Raw genomic sequence first — 18,092 nt, 5'->3', positions numbered from 1 at the left:
CGTCTCTCTTAGCCGGCTCCGTTTCAACAACGAACGGAGCCGTTTGCGTCAGAGATAGGGCGATCCGAGCCAGAGAATGCGGTTCGCCAATCGATCCGCGAACGACTTTTTGCGCAGCCTTTCGAGCGTGACCGGCTCGGCTGAGGCGAGAATGTCGGAGATCGTGCCATTGATCGCCTCGGCGAAGCCATGGTCGAGAACCTCAAGGTCGAACTCGAAGTTGAGGCGCAGGGAGCGCGGGTCGAGATTGGTGGACCCGACATAGGCCCAACGCTCGTCCACGGTCAAAAGCTTGGAGTGGTTGAATGCGCCCTTCGCCCGCCAGACACGACAATGGCCCTTCAGCACCTGATCGAACTGCGCAGTCATCGCCCTGTCGACCAGCAGCAGATTGTTGACTGCGGGAACGATGATATCCACCTCGACGCCGCGGCGCGCGGCGGTGACGAGCGCGCTGATCAGTTCGCGGTCCGGCAGGAAATAGGGTGACATCACGCGGATATTCTTCTGCGCGACCGAAAACGCCCCCATGAGCATCTTGTGATTGGTCTCATTGGTGGCGTCAGGTCCGGATGGCACGGCACGCATCAGTACCGACGGCCCATCCGCCGGCAGCGGTGCCTCTTCGATCGCCCATGCGGGGCCCGCCAGAACCTCGCCACTTGAGAATTGCCAATCTTCGGACGAGACCTGGAAGATATCGGCGACCACCGGTCCGGCCATGCGGAAATGCGTATCCTGTGCCGGCGCCTGACCGGCGATCTCGCTGGTGAAGCCCACCCGGATGTTCATGCCGCCGGCAAAGGCAACCTGACCGTCGACCACAAGGATCTTTCGGTGCGTGCGCAAGTTGGCATAGGGCAGCCGTAGCCCCATGATGATGTTGCCGTTGAAAACCGCCGTCGGAACGCCCGCCGCCTCCAGATGACCGACAATGCTCGGCACCGAGTAGCGCGCGCCTACGGCGTCAATCAGCACCCGCACCTCGACACCGCGCGCCACCGCCGCGATCAGGGCGTCGGCAAAGCGTAGGCCTATGACGTCGCGATCGAAGATATAGCTTTCGAGCAGGATCGAGCGCCGGGCGCCGGCGATCGCTTCCAGCATCGCGGCATAGGCGGTATCGCCGCCGGCGAGCACCGAAATACGGTTGCCCGTGCACATGCGATGGCGTGAAACGCGGTCGCCGAGGATCTTCATCGCCGCAAATCGTTCTCCGAACTGCACCGATATGTCGGCATCCGAAACGTCGAAGCGGCCGAACTGATCCGGCCCCTGCCCGCGCAACAGAGCGCGTTGCGAGCCGATTGAGGAGCGCCGGATACGGTTGATTCCGGCAACGGCATAGATCAGCGCGCCGACGATCGGCGAAAGCAGGACGACACCGACCCAGCCCGCCGCGGCGCGCACGTCGTCCTTCGTCATCGCGGCATGAATGGCCGCGGGAATGCCCAGCGCGAAGGACAAAAGCGCCAGGATATGCGGCCAATAATTCTGCACGAGATCGATCATGGGCGGGACTATAGCCCGCCAACGGGCGGAATCAATTCGACGCCTGCAGCGTATACCGTATCGACCGCTGCCCCCTGATGGGAAGCGTCGGTGCGGCTCGCGCGCGCTGTTGAAAACCCGCAGGCAACGGATTTGTCAAAAGAATCCGGAGCGGCTAGAAATGACCCCGCCAAGGACTTAACCGACATGGAAGGGCGTTTCGAGCCATGAAGATTGCCACCTGGAACATCAATGGCGTCAAGGCGCGAATCGACAGCCTGCTGGCCTGGCTGAAGGAAAGCGGACCGGATATCGTCTGCCTGCAGGAGATCAAATCGGTCGACGACGGCTTTCCGCGCCTCGAGATCGAGGCGCTTGGCTATCATGTCGAAACACACGGCCAGAAGGGCTTCAATGGCGTCGCGCTGCTTTCCAAGCTGCGGCCGGACGAGGTCAATCGCGGCCTGCCTGGTGACGATACGGACGAACAGTCACGTTTCATCGAAGGTATCTTCTCGGTCGAAGGCGGCGCGATCCGCGTCTGCTCGCTCTACCTTCCGAACGGAAACCCCGTCGACAGCGAGAAATATCCCTACAAACTCGCCTGGATGCGCCGGCTGGAGGCCTATGCGAAGCAGCGCCTGTTGCTCGAAGAACCCTTCATCCTTGCCGGCGACTACAACGTCATCCCCGAGGAACACGACTGCTGGGATATCAAGGTCTGGCAGAACGATGCCCTCTTCCTGCCGGAAACGCGCGCGGCATTTCGCCGGCTGCGCAACCTCGGCTTCACCGACGCTGTGCGCGCGACGTCGGACGCTGTGCCGCTCTATACGTTCTGGGATTATCAGGCCGGCTGCTGGCCGAAAAATTTCGGCATCCGCATCGACCATTTGATGCTGTCGCCGGAGGCGACCGATCGGCTGGTGTCAACATCCATCGACAAGCATGTCCGCGCCTGGGAGAAGCCTTCGGACCACGTGCCCGTCATCGGGACGTTTGCGTTCGCGCCCGCTTAAGGCGCATTTTTCCAGATCTTAGTGTGTGGAGAATGATCCCTGGGCCGGCGGCGGTTCGGGGAACGCTCGACGATGACAATCAGTCGTCGTCGCCCTGCATGTGCAGGTTCTGCGACAGTGCGATTGCCGTGCGTCGATCGTCCTCGCTGGCAAGCGAGAAGGCCTGCTCCTGCATCGACTGCATCCAGGGCCGATCCTTCGGCGAACACTGGTCGAGTGCCGCAGTCATGAACGCGAGACCACGAACGGTCTGGCCTTCCTGGAAAATCACATTGCCAAAGACGCCCATGGCGCCGGCGTGACCGCTCTTGCGCGCACGATTGAGCCACTTCTTGGCCTGCTGAACGTTCACGCTACCGCCCTCGCCCGACAAGAGCATGCGCGCGAGCTGGAACTGCGCCTCGGCGACGCCGAAGGTCGATGCCGCCTGGAAATAGAGCTGGCGCGCCTGGGACATGTCGGACTTGATCGGGCTGTCGGGAATGCCGCGGCGATAGTAGCCGGCAAGGGAGATCAACGCGTTGACGAAGTAACCGGTGTCTTCCGACCCCGGCTCCACGCCCTCCTGGGCGATTTCGCTATAGATCTTGAAGGCTTCGAGGTCGTTCTCGGCGACGCCGTCGCCATAGGCGTACATGTTGGCGAGGGCCCAGCGGGATCCGGTGTGGCCCTTCTCGGCCGCGTATTTGTAAGCTTCTACGGCCTCGTCCTTGCGGCCATTCTTGTAGGCGGAAAACCCGAACTTGAAGAGCGCGAACGGACCTGATTCCTTGGTGACGCCCGCACCGGGATCAAAAGCGTAGGCCGGCATGGCGAAGGTCCCACAGACCGCCAGCGACACGCCGAGTATCGCAACCTTTAGTGACTTTAGTTCACCCGCAAGCATCACAGTCTAATTCTTCCGTTCCAGCCGGCCACGCCGAACCCATCACCGCTGCAAACACACAAGCCCGGACGACCCGCCGCCGGGAACTGCACCAACTCCGCCGACAAAGCCGGCGCAACCTTTCCACAATGAAACTTCGACATAGTCCCCGAAGCAGTCATTTTGATGGACCACTTGCACTGGCGTGCCGGAGGCCACATTTCTCATGACGGTCATCGATCCAAGTTTCATTTCACCCCAAACGCTGCAGGTATCGCACTCACATTGCAGGCTTGTCCCTATATCGCTGCTCCCTGTTTGTGGCGGGAAATGGACATAGCCGGAACGAGTCTGATCCTAGCAAACTCTAGCATTAAAAGTGTTGCTGAATCGTCACATTGCGGGACAGTGCGGACGCGTGGTTAAGAGGCTCCACACATAAGAAAGGCCCGGTAAAACCGGGCCTTGCAGGATCAGATGACGAAGGATCAGAACTTCACTTTGATCGATGTCGAAATGGCACCGACAAAGTCGTCGTCGAAATCGTAGGAAACGTCGTCACCAATGACGTCGTCACCATACTTCACCGCACCGGAACTGCCGCCGGTCATGATGCCGACAGCACCAGCAAGACGGAACTCAAGGTTCTCGGTCGGCGTGTAGGAAACACCGGTTCCCAGCGTCCAGGTGTCGGTCTGCGTTCCATAACCGTGGCTGGTGCCGCGGTCCCAGGTCAGGCTGACGGCGCCGCTCCACTGATCATTGAACTTGTGGCCGACACCGCCGGTGATCGTCCAGCCGTCACGGTAGAGAAGATCAAGGCTCGTGCATGGCGTAGTACGGGAGACCGTGGCGGGGCAGAACTTCAGGACCTGAAGCTGGCTCCAGTCCGTCCACTTCACCGAGCCAAATGCCGCCCAACCGGGTGCAAAGCCGCTCTGCAGCTTGAGTTCCAGCGAGTCCGGCATCGAAGCCGCACCGTTTACGTCGTATTTCGTACCGGTCACAAGGCCCACACCCGGTACAACGAAGCCCAACTGGCGAAGGTCGATGAAGCCCGAGAGGTTATCCAGATCGACAGCACTGTTGTAGACGAGGCTCGCTCGCAAGGCATACTCGGGGATTTCGTAGGCAGCACCTGCGCGCCAGCCCCAGCCATGCCCTCCAAGCTCGAGCCTGCCAATGCCGGTAAAGGCACCAGCGAGCGGCGTGCCTGTATAATCCTGAACCAGCCGTTCCTTGAAGCCGTTGACTTCCTGATAGAAGACGCCGCCGATCACACGGAACTGGCCTGGCCCCATGTCCCATTTGTAGGAGCAGGTCGCGGCGTAGTTGTCGCTCTCTACCTTCGTTTCGATATTGCTGTTGGCACCGGCCCAGTTCTGCCCCGGATTGGTGTGGGCACCCCAGGGCTGGGAGTAGTCAGCCATACAGTCGACGCTGTCACCAAAGGCCGCCTTAACGCCGACGCGCGGAACCCAGTAGCTCTCGGTGTCGTCAGCAGTATTCGGTCTGTTGTTGAGATTGCCGCCACCAAAAGTCCCGGTAAGGATGTTGGTGTTCCCGGTATCGGTATCACGGACGTTCTTCAATTCGCGCTGCGGATTGACGTAGGTCGCCGACGCTTCCCCCGCATAATCCGACGGGTCGAACAGCAGATCGATGTTGTAACCGCCGCGCTCAAGACCGCCCGCGTGCGCGGCGGAGGCAAACAGCAAACCCGCTGCTACCGACAGAACACCCCGCTTTAAATTCATGTGAGCCATCCAGCTCCTCCCCCTGCACTGCAAAACTGCGACATTCCACCTCATGTCGTGTGGGCCGAAGTATTCTCACGATCCCGTGAAATCGCAAATGCGAGATCTAGCAGTTAGCAGGCTCGATCGGTCACAGAATTTACGTAAGATTCTCATGATTTAGCCACAATGGCGCCAGATCGGAACCATTTTTCCAGAATCATGGATGAAATCCACTGAATTAGAATGGATTTCCAAACCATCGAAAACCTGTGTCGCCTGAACAACATTATCGCTTTTTGCGGTAGAACAGCGAAAAACTCCGTTGAAGTTCCGCTCAAACGCCACGCGCGCTTAATGACCCGCGCAGCAGATTCAACTGATCGAATCAATGCCAAATCTCGATAGGCTGAAGTCTATCTTGTATCTCTAAAATAAAAAATCCGCGGCATTTCTGCCGCGGATTTCGATTTCTGACGGTCAGGCATTCTCTTGAACGCCCTCTCGTTGAATCCGTCGATTAACGGCCTCAACCGGCCTCGGCGACGCGCGTCAGCGCAACGCTCAGCGATTCCTTCTGGAGATCGAGCTCTACGAGGCGTTCACGTTCCGCTTCGACCAGTTCCGGCTTTGCGTTGGCGACAAACTTCTCATTGGCCAGCTTGCCGAGGATGCGCTCGCGCTCGGCTTCCACCTTGGCGATCGCCTTCTCAAGTCGGGCCTTCTCGGCGGAAAGGTCGATCAGGTTGCCGAGCGGCAGGCAGGCCGTTGCCTCGCCAACGACGATCTGGGCGCTGCCGCGCGGCGCAACAGTGGCGTGGTCGATATGCTCGACGCGCGCCAGACGACCGATGGCCTGGGCATGCTGCTGCAGGCGCTCGCGCGTCAGGTTGTTGGCACCGACAACGATCAGCGGCGCGGTTGCCGCCGGCGGGACGTTCATCTCCGAACGGACCGAACGAATGCCCGAAACCAGATCGATCAGCCAGTTGATCTCGTCGGCCGCCGTGTCGTCAGCATAGGACGGCGCCGGCCATTCGGCGTGGCACAGCAGCGTCGAACGCTCCTGGCCCTCGCCTGCCGTCTGCGCCCAGAGCTCTTCCGTCATGAACGGCATGAACGGGTGCAGCAGCTTGTAGATCTCGTCGAGAACGTAGGCGACGCAGGCCTGCGACTCGCGTTTTGCCGCTTCGTCCTCGCCACTGAAGATCGGCTTCAGCAGTTCGAGGTACCAATCGCAGAACTGGTTCCAGACGAACCGATAGAGGCTGCCGGCCGCGTCGTTGAAGCGATAGGCATCGAGCGCCTCGGTGACGTCGCGGATGGTCCGCGACAGCTCCGTCAGGATCCAGCGGTTGACGGTGAGCGATGAGGTTTCGGGAATGAAACCATCGCTGCTGGTAACGCCATTCATCTGGGCAAAACGCGTCGCGTTCCACAGCTTGGTGCCGAAGTTGCGGTAGCCGGCGATGCGGGCCGGGTCGAGTTTCACGTCACGCCCCTGGGCCGCCATGATCGCCAGCGTGAAGCGCAAGGCGTCAGCACCGTATTCGTCGATCAGTTCGAGCGGATCGATGACGTTGCCCTTCGACTTCGACATCTTCTGGCCGTTCTTGTCGCGAACGAGCGCATGGACATAGACCGTATGGAAAGGCTCGACCGGAGTGCCGTCGGCATCCTTCATGAAATGCAGGCCCATCATCATCATCCGGGCAACCCAGAAGAAGATGATGTCGAAACCGGTGACCAGCACGTCGGTCTGATAGTACTTCTCCAGTTCCGGCGTCTCGTTCGGCCAGCCGAGCGTGGAAAACGGCCAAAGCGCCGAGGAGAACCAGGTGTCGAGAACGTCTTCGTCACGCGTCAGGATTTCGCCCGGCTTGAAGTTCTCGAGCAGATCCTCGACATAGGCCTTCATCGGGCCTTCATGCGCCAGATAATGCTGGATCGCCGCGTGCAACGCCTCTTCCTCGGTCTTTTCGACGAAGACCTGACCGTCCGGACCGTACCAGGCCGGGATCTGGTGCCCCCACCACAGCTGGCGCGAAACGCACCAGGGTTGAATGTTTTCCATCCACTCGTAGTAGGTCTTCTCCCAGTTCTTTGGAACGAAGTTGGTCCGACCTTCCTTGACGGCGGCGATCGCGGGCTTGGCCAGCGTCTTCGCGTCAACGTACCATTGCTCCGTCAGACGCGGTTCGATCGGCACGCCGCCACGGTCGCCATGGGGAACCATGTGCTTGTGCGGCTCGATCTTGTCGAGCAGGCCCGCCTCTTCGAAGATGCGAACGATGATCTTGCGCGCTTCGAAGCGGTCCTTGCTTTCGAGTTCGTCCCAGGCGCCGTGCAGGGCAGCCGGATCGCTGAGCCCTTCGAGGAAATCCTCGTTGTCCTTGATCGTGATGCGGCCTTCGATCGTCATGATGTTGATCGCGCGCAGACCGGCGCGCTTGCCGACGTCGAAGTCGTTGAAATCATGCGCAGGCGTGATCTTCACCGCACCGGTGCCGGCGGTCGGATCCGCATAGTCGTCGGCAACGACAGGAATGCGGCGACCGACGATCGGCAGAATGACGTGCTTGCCGATCAAAGGCTTGTAGCGCTCATCCTCCGGATTGACCGCGATGCCGCTGTCTCCGAGCATGGTTTCAGGACGCGTCGTGGCGACGACGAGGTAATCGCGCTTTTCCCACTCGGTCGCCTTGCCGTCTTCATCGAAGGCGACCGGGTAATCGAAGGTTACGCCAGGCTCCAACGGATAGCGCAGGTGCCAGAGGTTGCCGTTGATCTCGTGCTGCTCGACCTCCAGGTCCGAAATCGCGGTCAGAAGCTTCGGGTCCCAGTTGACCAGGCGCTTATCCTTGTAGATCAGGCCTTCCTTGTAGAGCGAAACGAAGACCTCGAGAACGGCTTCGGACAGACCTTCGTCCATGGTGAAGCGTTCGCGCGACCAGTCGCAGGACGCGCCAAGACGCTTCAATTGGTTGAAGATGAGCCCGCCCGATTCGGCTTTCCATTCCCAGACCTTCTCGATGAAGGCTTCGCGGCCCATCTGCCGGCGGTGCTGCTGGCTCTCCATCAGCTTACGCTCGACGACCATCTGGGTGGCGATGCCTGCATGGTCCATGCCCGGCTGCCACAACACATCCTTGCCGCGCATGCGTTCGAAACGAACGAGCACGTCCTGAAGCGTGTTGTTGAGCGCGTGGCCCATGTGCAGCGAACCCGTCACGTTCGGCGGCGGGATCACGATGCAGAAACTGTCGGCGCCGGGCTTGGCACCCGCCCCTGCACGAAACGCGTTTTCTTCGTCCCACTTCTTGGCGATACGCGGGTCGACGGATGCGGAATCGTAGGTCTTATCAAGCATTTTGGAGCCAATTTACGAGATTGATGTCAGCGTCTTGTAAACCGGAACGGCCGGTGCAAGTCAACACGAACGCAAAAAGCCGCGACGATCGCGCGGCTTCTTTCGTGTTCGGATTCGGCATTTAGCGGCGGGGGCCGCGCGCGACGCGTTCGATTTCCTCGCGGACGAGCCGCTCGACAAGCGTCGGCAGATTGTCATCGAGCCATTCCTGCAGCATCGGCCGTAGCATCGCTTCGGCAATTTCATCAAAGGAACGCCGCGATTCCTGATCCACTGCGTGGGCAAGATCGCCGAACGACTGAGCGACCTTGCGGCCGACCTCCGGCGAGACGATCGCGGCAAGCGCCGTCTCCGGCGCGGGCGCTTCCGGCGGAACGACGGCGGCCACCGGCGGAACCGCGCTTAGAACTTCCGGGAGTTCGACTGGCGGCGGCGCTACGACTTCCGGCTCTGCCGGCGCCTCAACTGCAGCAACGGGCTCGATCACCGGCGCTTTCGGCGCGGAAACTGCTGCCATGCGCGAGGTGACGACCGGACTGTCCTGAATAGCGACGACCTGCGGCGCAGGCGGCACCTCACGTCCGGCAAAGCTCGTCGTATGACGCTCGGACGCGGCGCGAACCCGTGCTGCGACATCGGCAAGTGAAAGCGGCGGCTGCGCTGCCGGCGACGGCTCCGACAGCCCGGCCTGGCTGTCCACGACCGGTTCGACAAACGCGGCCTTGGGCGCCTCATCGCGTCGGCCAAAGGCGATCGTCTCGATCTCGCTGTCGATAGTCAGCTCGATCTCGTCGTTGCCCTCGTCCTCGAACTGCTCCTGCGGCGCAAATCCGGCTTGCCCGGGTTCGTTGCTCTCAATGATCTTGCGAATGGATGCCAGGATTTCATCCATCGACGGTTCACGCGCGACATTGAGCTGTGCCATTTCCATCCTCGTTTGACGCGGCAGACATGTGTCCCAAAACTGGACATGCGCCGATTTCCGACAAACCTTAAGTGAGTTCGCGAACGAAACATACGCCACGAATCAACGCTAAGGATTCTTGCACAGATTTGTTTTCAGGGGAAAAAATAGAAACGCCCCGGGGAAGACCCGAGGCGTTGGCAGGTACTCAATGATGCGAACGGACGCCTTAGCGACCGTCAACGGTTCGCAGACCGAACCACTTGTCCTTGACCACTTCGTAGTGCTCTTCGGCACGGTATTCGGCAACCTGCAGGCCCTGATCCTTCACGGTCAGCCGCGCGGCGGCAGCAAGCAGCGAATAGCTCGCAACGACCGCGTCGCGCTGGGCAACGGCCAGAAGTTCCTGTGCCTGAAGCACGTCCTGCTGCGAATCAAGCACGTCGAGTGTCGTACGCTGGCCGACCTTGCGCTCTTCGATCACGCCATCGAGAGCCAGCTTGGCGGCGGAGATCTGCGCCTTGTTGGCGGAGATGCGCGCAATCGCGGCTTCCAGCTGAGCATAGGCGGAGACAATAGTCTGCTGTACCGCCGCACGCGCCGAATCGACGAGGATGCGCTGCTGGCCGAGACGTTCCTTGGCCTGGCGGATCTGGCCGTACTCGGCGCCACCCTGATAGATCGGAACTTCGAGGCGAGCCGTAATGCTCGATGCATTGCTATCGAACTGGCTGGCATTGCCGGTGGTGCGGCCAACCTGGCCCTGCAGCGTCACACCGGGGAGCATCGTGCCTTCCGCCGACTTGACCTGATAACCGGCCGAATCAACGGAGTACTGCGCCGACAGAATGATCGGGCTTTCGCGCAGACCGGTCGCGACGGCCTGATCGAGCGTGCGCGGCAGGGCCTTCGAAGCCGGCGAAGCCTGCTTGATGCCACGCGGCACATCGCCGACGATCTGTACATAGGTCGCTTCGCTCTGCTTCAACTGAGCGACGGCGACGATAAGCTGCGACTGGGCGTTGGCGAGCGAGGCTTCGGCGAGGCTCACGTCCGTTCGGGTGCCTTCGCCCACATCGAGACGGGCTTTCGCCGCGTTAACCTGCTCCTGAAGGAAGGCGATGTTCTGCTTGCGGATCGATACGAGCTGCTGGTCGCGCGCGATGTTGGAATAGATGGTCGCGGCCGAAAGGAGAATCGATATCTCGTTGGCGCGCAGCGATTCGCGGGTCGCAAAGACGTTCGATTCAGCGGCGCGCACATTGTTCAGCGTCTGAAAGCCGTCAAACACCATCTGGTTTACGGTGATGCCGACCTGTCCCTGGTGGAGGTCTTCGCTCAGGGTCTTTTCTCTGTCGATGGTCGAAAGCGTTCCGGACGCGAATGCCGCCACCTGGGGGCGAAAGCCGGACTTGGCAATCGGCACGCTCTCGTCGGTCGCCCTGAGGCCGGCCCGCGCGGCGTTCAGGTCAGGGTTGTTTGCGTAGGCTTTGGCCATTGCGCCGAAGATCGTTTCGGCCAGTACTGCGTGCGGTGCAAGCAGCAAGCTTGTCGAAACGGCGGCCAGGAGGGCCGCTTTGCGGACAATCGACACCATTACTTCTCTCTCCGATCGGGGCGGCAGAGCCTGCCCTCTATTTCCGCGGCGCCGCTCTTTGTGAAAAAAGCGACCCCAACTAGACACGGCGATGAAGCGCTCACACCGCCCACTGGTGAGCAAATCACTACCACTGCACTCTTTGAAACCCGGAATCAGCATTCCGACAACTGCGCAGCCATACTCTGCGCAGCCATTTCAAAAAGAAACAAGTACCGCGTTGCGAATTGGCAACATTGTTATTTTAGCAACGCAATTAATTGTTGATATCCCTCAATAAGCGGGACCTCAAAAAACAAATTCCTGTGCACGACGGAAGCCGGGAAGCGGCTTGACCGCGGTGTTGAAATCGGGGCGCTCGGACGTCTTTCCGTGCTCGTGCACATAGAGTTTAGCGCGAGAAGCATTGCCAAATCCTTCAACGACGACCAGCCGCCCGCCATCGCGCAGCTGCTCGAACAAAGCGGTCGGCAGGACTTCGACCGAGCCGTGAACGAAGATCACGTCATAGGGTGCCTCGGCGGCATATCCCTTCTCGAGTTCGCCGGTCACGACGGCGATGTTGTCGTAGCCGAGGCGAGACAGCGTTTCCGTCGCGGTGGCGGCGAGGCCTTCATCGCTTTCGAGCGCAACGACCGAACCTGCAACCTGTGACAGCAGTGCGGACGCGTAGCCGGTGCCGCAGCCGATCTCCAGGACGACATCGGACTTGGCGATTTCGGCCAGCTGGAGAAGCTTGGCGAGCGGCGACGGCTCCATCAGGAAACGCGGTGCGTTGCCATTGGTAACCTCAAGCGCGATATCCGTGTCGATGTAGGCAAGCTCTTTCATCTTGGCAGGCACGAATTCCTCGCGCGGCACGCTCAGGAACGCGGACAGAACCGAGTGGGACGTGACATCCGTCGTGCGGATCTGGTTGTCCACCATCTTGGTGCGCGCTGCTTCGAAATTCATGGTAGTGCCCTCGTGTCCGGATAGGCGCGGCGCCCGCTTTCGGGCAAGCACGCACGATCGTCTTCTGGCTCCCGTCGGAAAGCCTTTGAGGTAAGCTCATAAATCGGCGCCCGGCCGGTTTCAAGCGATAGCGGCAATCTGCGCCGGAAAAACGGGAGGGAATTGCACTGCGAATGGCGGAGGCAACACGATTGCCGGCCGGGATCAGCGTCCCGGCGCGCCTTCCAGCCCAACGAGGGCAATCTTGGTGTAGCCGGCGTTCTGAATGAGGTTCATCACCGTCATCAGTTCACCGTAGTCGACGGCTTTGTCCGCGCGCAGCAGAACGCGCGTCTCGGTATTGCCTTCGGTCAGGCGCTTCAACTCGTCGGCAAAGCTCTCGCGCGCCGTCTCATCGTTGCCGATCGCCAGAGCCAGATCCGCCTTCAAAGTCACGAAGACCGGCTTGTCGTCCCGCGGAGCCGGCTTTGCAGCCGATTGCGGCAGGTCCACCTTCATGTCCACGGTGGCAAGCGGCGCCGCCACCATGAAAATGATCAACAGCACCAGCATGACGTCGATGAAGGGGGTGACGTTGATCTCGGCGTTTTCATCGAGATCGCCGCCACCGTCGCTGATTTTTCCGGCCATAGGTCACCCGATCCTTGCGATGGTCGTCTCGGTGTGACCGAAGTCCTGGCGGCGCGGCTGCGCCTTGCGGGCCAGGCGATGGTCGAGGTCGCGGCTGACGAGCCGTTCCACGGCCGCCGCGGCATCGGCGAGAATGACCTTGTAGCCACCGACCGAGCGGGCAAAATAGTTGTAGATGACGACGGCCGGGATCGCCGCCACCAGGCCGATAGCGGTCGCCAAAAGCGCCTCCGCGATGCCCGGCGCCACGATCGCCAGATTGGTCGTCTGCGCCTTGCTGATGCCGATGAAGGAATTCATGATCCCCCAGACCGTGCCGAACAGGCCGACGAATGGGCCGACGGAGCCGATCGAGGCCAAGATGCCGGTGCCACTTGTCATGCGCTTACCGGCGCGAACCTCGATGCGGGTCAGAAGCGAGGAAACACGCTCCTTCAGGCCGCCCGTCGGCGCATGGTCGATCACCGCCTCCGAGCGGGCCATTTCGTCGATCGCCGCGGCGACCATTTCGGGCGCCGGTCCCGACTTGCCGTCAAAGGCTCCCTTGACGTCTGCCAGGCCGTTGGCAGCCGACAGCAGGCGAACTGCGCGCGTCAGGCGCGCCTTGGCGCCAAAGAGTTCCAGCAACTTGACCACAAAGATCGCCCAGGTGGCGACGGACGCCAGCGCAAGGCCAATCATCACGCTCTTCACCACCACGTCGGCGGCCATGAACATGCCAATCGGCGAAAGATCATGCGGCAACACCGGGCTTGCTGCACCCTCGCCCGTTGCCGGCCCGCTTTCCGCCGTCACCGGGGCGCCTTCAACGGTTACCGGAGCCCCCTCGCCCGACGTAGCGGCAGGAGCTTGCAGTGTCGGCTGCGCCTGCGTCGCCGGTTCCGCTGGCGGAACGGTTACGGCCGTGCCCTGACTTTCTGCCGTCGGCGCGGATGCGGACGGCGCCGTTGCTCCGCTTTGCGTACCATTAACCGCGGGTGCCTGCGTCGTCGCTTGGGCCAAGGCGGCCGTTGGCGAAGCTGCGGAGGACAGGACCAGCATCGCGGCTGCCAACAAATTGATCGTCGATCGGGCTCGTCTCGGCATCTCGTTCCTCACGTACTGGTCCATTTCGTCGTGTCAGGGCGAAGGGTTTTCCGTCATCCGCCGCTACCCTTGCGCGCTTCCGGGGCTCTTTAAGCAAAGGAAAACCGAATGACAAGGATTTGTGGAGTTTATCAATCAAGAATAATTTCGCAACCACCCATTGCCGGAGCTGGACAGGCGTTTTCAGGGCGTCGGCTGATCTTCGATGAAGGTGTCGCTGCGCCAATCATAGGTGCGATGGCGCTCCCATGGACGGGCAAGCGTCGTGAAAGCCGGCCGGATTTGCATGACGGGTGAGCCCTGCCCTTCCTGCTGCTCCGCCCGAATTTCGATTGCGCCCATGCGGCGCAGCGTCCGTGCGTCGACGATGCGGGCTCGGCGCGGCGCGCACGCTTCCACATCGACCCGCGCGGCGACCACGATCAAGTCTGCCTGATCGCACAGGGCGGGAAAGAGGCGCGGATTTTCGAGGGTGACGATCGTCCAGCCGATGGCGCTGCGCGCCGCACACCATTGCTTGTCGCGGCAGACAAATCGGCCTGGCCGGCTTGCCTCGATGGCCGATGAAAAATCCGCACGGATCGCCGTAGCCTTCTCTCCATCGATCGGCGGCGCTCGTCGGACCGCCTGTTCCATAGCCGGGTAAAGATCATCGGCTGCAGGCGGGAGCATGACCGGCCGCTCGTGCTCCCCCACGGCGAGCGCTCGTTGCCATTGCGAAAATATGAAGTCCGGCGGGCGCGGCCGGTTCGTTGCGATGGCATCATCCGTGACCAGGCCGAGAAGGCGTCCGTCCTCGGCGATCACGATGTCGGGCCGACTCCCATCTTCCAATGCCAGACTGAAGAAGCCTGCACAGATCAGCACGATGCCAGAGATTGCCAGCCAACTGCGCAGCACGCAGAGAAAAACCCCGCCGATCGCGATCAGCACGAAGCCGATGGGTCCGATGCGGCCGGTCACGACCTCGCCATCGAGCGACGTCACGAACCGGGCGACGTCGAGCATCCGATCGAGACCCCACGCCATCGCCATCAAAGGCATATGCTCAAGCCCGAACGGCATCAGAAGCATGGCGAACAGACCGAACGGCATGATCACGATGCTGATCAGCGGCATGGTGAGAATGTTTGCGAGCAGGCCATAGGCCGGCAGCCTGTGGAAGTAGGCGATCGAATAGACCGACGTTGCCAGGCCGCCGATGAGCGAGGTGATGAGGATGCCTGCGGCGACGCCGGTGATGAGGCGCCCCTTGGTGCGGCCGCCAGCCGCTTCGGCCTTGCCGTTGCGCCGTTCGCGCCAGCGCCCGTAGCCGGCAACCAGCGCCAGGGTGGCGGCGAAGGACATCTGGAAGCCTGGCCCGGCCACAGCCGAAGGCATGAGAACCACGATGACGATTGCGGCGAGCGCGACGTTGCGCAGGCTGATCGACATGCGGTCGAAAAACACCGCGACCAGCATGATCGAGATCATGATCCAGGCGCGAAGTGCCGATACGGCGCCGCCGGAAATGAGGATGTAGAGGCAGACCATCAGCAGCGCACCGGCAGCGGCAACCTTCTTGATCGGCGCACGGTGCGCCAGCCCCGGAACCATGCTGAGAACAGTGCGTGCGCCGATCAGAAACGTGCCGGCTGCCAGCGCCATGTTGAGGCCGGAGATCGCCAGCACATGCGCTAGCCCCGCCTGTCGCAGCACCTCGACCGTCTCCCGGCTGATGGCCCTTTCCTCTGCGGTCACCAGAGCCGCCGCTAGCGCGCCGGTATCGCCGCCGATCGAGGCGCGAATCCTCTCGCCAACCGTTTCCCGCATTGCGGCCATCGTTTTTGCCGCTGCCGAACGCAGCGAGAAAGCCGTCCCCGGCTCTTCGGTCGCCACCTTCTCGGATAGTTTGGGCGCGCCGTAGAAAAACCCGACGGCGCCGATTCCCTTGAAATAGCTGTCGAAGGCGAAATCGTTCAGGCCGGGCAGCGCCGGACCCGAGGGCGGAGACAGCCGCGCCCTGCCCTCGATCAGGGCGCCGAGCGGAAACGGCTCTCCGGAGCCCCGCGTCACCAGCGTCGCCTTCAGCGGCTGGCGGCGCAGCTTTGGCCGGCTCGTTTCCTCGATCTCCAGCCCGTAGCGCCACCGGCCGCGATCATCCTGCTCGCGTGAAAAGACCACACCCCGAAGGTTCGTGGTCACCGGAGCGTCGAGAACAATGGTGTCGGTGCGCCATGTCTCGATCGCGACCAGCAGCATGCCGGAGATGAAGAGCGTAACCGCAATCAACGGAGCCCTCAAAGGCGCCAGCCGCCACCGACAGGCCAGCGCTGCTATTCCGAAAATGCACAGCAGCACTGCAAGATTGGCAATCCGGATATCGAAGGGCAGCGCCAGCCAGGCGAGCACGCCGAAGATCAAGAACACCGGGATCAACACGAAACCGTGACCGAATGCCCGTTCCTCTTCGATGGCGGCGAGGAATGCCGGTTTAAGCGCGGCAGGCCGGAAACGGGCTGCGCGGCCCGCAATTGCTTGCCACGATGGCCGGAGAAACAGGGAGAACCGGCCTCGCGTAGGTAATGTCGCGGCGATAACGGCGGCATCGGATCCGGGAAGCCTGAAGCTTCCGCGTTCGACGTCGAGCGACGCTTGCCGCATTTCCGTTTCGCTCATTGCGCCCGCACTTTGGACCCTGACTTCGCGGTCGATCATGCAACCAACGCAGCGCAACTGCAACCGAGGCGCTATCTGCCGAAAAAAGCGGCAAACCTATATAGAATGGTACCGCACCATCATCGGACGAGCTTATTGATCTCTTTGGACTTATTGCCGTAACATGCCATTATTGCGTCGCCATATGCACATTTTCGCATCGCACAATTTGCCTTTCGTACAGCTTGGCAGTCGAAAATAAATCATATAGCAAATTCGCAACGTTCATTGTCGTGGCACGTCTGTGTGCCACGTTGCCATAAGACGGAGGGTCCGATGACTGATAAAACCGCGGTTGTAACACTCGATGGAAAGTCGGCGGATCTTCCTGTGCGATCTGGGTCCATCGGCCCTGACGTCGTGGACATCGGCTCGCTCTACAAGCAGACGAAGATGTTCACCTACGACCCGGGCTTCACGTCGACGGCGTCGTGCGAATCCAAGATCACCTATATCGACGGCGACGAAGGCGTGCTGCTCCACCGCGGCTATCCGATCGAACAGCTCGCCGAGCACGGCGACTTCCTGGAAGTCTGCTACCTGCTGCTTTACGGCGAACTGCCGACGAAGGCGCAGAAGGCTGACTTCGACTACCGCGTCACGCACCACACCATGGTGCACGAGCAGATGTCGCGCTTCTTCACCGGCTTCCGCCGCGACGCACACCCGATGGCCGTCATGTGCGGCTGCGTCGGCGCGCTTTCTGCCTTCTACCACGACTCGACCGACATCACCGATCCGCACCAGCGCATGGTTGCGTCGCTGCGCATGATCGCCAAGATGCCGACGATTGCGGCCATGGCCTACAAGTACCACATCGGCCAGCCATTCGTTTACCCGAAGAACGACCTCGACTACGCCTCGAACTTCCTGCGCATGTGCTTCGCCGTTCCCTGCGAAGAATATGTCGTCAACCCGGTTCTGTCGCGCGCCATGGACCGTATCTTCATCCTGCACGCCGACCACGAACAGAACGCTTCGACCTCGACGGTTCGTCTCGCCGGCTCGTCGGGTGCCAACCCGTTCGCCTGCATCGCGGCCGGCATCGCCTGCCTCTGGGGCCCGGCGCACGGCGGCGCCAACGAAGCGGCACTCAACATGCTTGCCGAAATCGGCACGGCCGACCGTATTCCGGAATTCATCGCCCGCGCCAAGGATAAGAACGATCCGTTCCGCCTGATGGGCTTCGGTCACCGCGTCTACAAGAACTACGATCCGCGCGCCAAGATCATGCAGAAGACCACGCATGAAGTGCTCGCCGAACTCGGCCACAAGGACGATCCGCTTCTCGAAGTGGCGATGGAACTCGAACGCATCGCGCTCACCGACGAGTACTTCATCGAGAAGAAGCTCTACCCGAACATCGACTTCTACTCGGGCATCACGCTGAAGGCTCTCGGCTTCCCCACCACCATGTTCACCGTTCTCTTCGCGCTTGCCCGTACCGTCGGCTGGATCGCGCAGTGGAACGAGATGATCGAGGATCCGGAACAGCGCATCGGCCGTCCGCGCCAGCTCTATGTCGGCGCTCCGCAGCGCGACTACGTGCCGGTTTCCAAGCGCTAAGACTGACAATCAGCAGAGACAACAAAGCCCGGTCAGCGATGGCCGGGCTTTTGTTTTTGCAGGGTAGGATCGACGTTTCGCACCGGTTGTGGCCGGTCTCGTAATGGCGGCAACACAACGCCACCCTAGCGCGCACTGTGCACCAGGCACCGTCTTCAGAAGTATTGCGGCAGTCGT

At 61.2% G+C, this 18,092-nt stretch carries 12 protein-coding genes; 2 read left to right on the top strand and 10 right to left on the bottom strand.

What is annotated here, in order from left to right:
• Positions 1–48 precede the first annotated feature (48 nt).
• The gene (locus tag AC3WVQ_RS06420; RefSeq protein WP_090295647.1) at positions 49–1,512 is read right to left on the bottom strand and encodes a phospholipase D-like domain-containing protein; all 1,464 of its coding nucleotides are present in this window, start codon (positions 1,510–1,512) and stop codon (positions 49–51) included.
• Between the two features lie 206 nt (positions 1,513–1,718).
• Between AC3WVQ_RS06420 and xth the strand changes: the two genes are divergently transcribed.
• Positions 1,719–2,510: an exodeoxyribonuclease III gene (gene xth / locus AC3WVQ_RS06415; protein WP_492382614.1), complete on the top strand. Its 792-nt coding sequence runs from the start codon at positions 1,719–1,721 to the stop codon at positions 2,508–2,510.
• Between the two features lie 79 nt (positions 2,511–2,589).
• Here xth and exoR read toward each other — a convergent pair whose 3' ends face one another.
• The 9 genes from exoR to AC3WVQ_RS06370 form a co-directional block, all read right to left on the bottom strand.
• The gene (gene exoR / locus AC3WVQ_RS06410) at positions 2,590–3,396 is read right to left on the bottom strand and encodes an exopolysaccharide production regulator ExoR (protein WP_034796672.1); all 807 of its coding nucleotides are present in this window, start codon (positions 3,394–3,396) and stop codon (positions 2,590–2,592) included.
• 467 nt (positions 3,397–3,863) lie between these two features.
• Positions 3,864–5,141: an outer membrane protein transport protein gene (locus AC3WVQ_RS06405; protein WP_034796673.1), complete on the bottom strand. Its 1,278-nt coding sequence runs from the start codon at positions 5,139–5,141 to the stop codon at positions 3,864–3,866.
• 499 nt (positions 5,142–5,640) lie between these two features.
• On the bottom strand, positions 5,641–8,481 hold the full coding sequence (locus tag AC3WVQ_RS06400) for a valine--tRNA ligase (protein WP_090295648.1): 2,841 nt from the start codon (positions 8,479–8,481) through the stop codon (positions 5,641–5,643).
• A 121-nt stretch (positions 8,482–8,602) separates the two neighbouring features.
• Positions 8,603–9,406 (bottom strand): PopZ family protein, encoded by an 804-nt coding sequence (locus AC3WVQ_RS06395; protein WP_060516970.1) that lies wholly within the window; start codon positions 9,404–9,406, stop codon positions 8,603–8,605.
• Between the two features lie 208 nt (positions 9,407–9,614).
• Positions 9,615–10,982 carry a TolC family outer membrane protein gene (locus tag AC3WVQ_RS06390; protein WP_034796676.1) on the bottom strand — a complete coding sequence of 456 codons (1,368 nt, stop codon included), beginning with the start codon at positions 10,980–10,982 and terminating at the stop codon, positions 9,615–9,617.
• Positions 10,983–11,270: 288 nt separating this feature from the next.
• Complete coding sequence (locus AC3WVQ_RS06385) at positions 11,271–11,936, bottom strand: protein-L-isoaspartate O-methyltransferase family protein (protein ID WP_060583185.1); 666 nt, start codon at positions 11,934–11,936, stop codon at positions 11,271–11,273.
• Positions 11,937–12,140: 204 nt separating this feature from the next.
• The gene (exbD, locus tag AC3WVQ_RS06380; RefSeq protein ID WP_034796684.1) at positions 12,141–12,566 is read right to left on the bottom strand and encodes a TonB system transport protein ExbD; all 426 of its coding nucleotides are present in this window, start codon (positions 12,564–12,566) and stop codon (positions 12,141–12,143) included.
• 3 nt (positions 12,567–12,569) lie between these two features.
• On the bottom strand, positions 12,570–13,652 hold the full coding sequence (gene exbB / locus AC3WVQ_RS06375) for a tonB-system energizer ExbB (RefSeq protein WP_244546738.1): 1,083 nt from the start codon (positions 13,650–13,652) through the stop codon (positions 12,570–12,572).
• Positions 13,653–13,835: 183 nt separating this feature from the next.
• On the bottom strand, positions 13,836–16,310 hold the full coding sequence (locus AC3WVQ_RS06370; RefSeq protein WP_244546739.1) for a ComEC/Rec2 family competence protein: 2,475 nt from the start codon (positions 16,308–16,310) through the stop codon (positions 13,836–13,838).
• Between the two features lie 315 nt (positions 16,311–16,625).
• On the opposite strand from AC3WVQ_RS06370, the gene gltA reads away from it, so the two are divergent.
• On the top strand, positions 16,626–17,915 hold the full coding sequence (gene gltA / locus AC3WVQ_RS06365) for a citrate synthase (RefSeq protein WP_034796688.1): 1,290 nt from the start codon (positions 16,626–16,628) through the stop codon (positions 17,913–17,915).
• Positions 17,916–18,092 lie beyond the last annotated feature (177 nt).

This window comes from Ensifer sp. EB106-05-01-XG146 (genome assembly GCF_058791875.1).
This window is presented reverse-complemented; position numbering and strand designations above follow the sequence as displayed.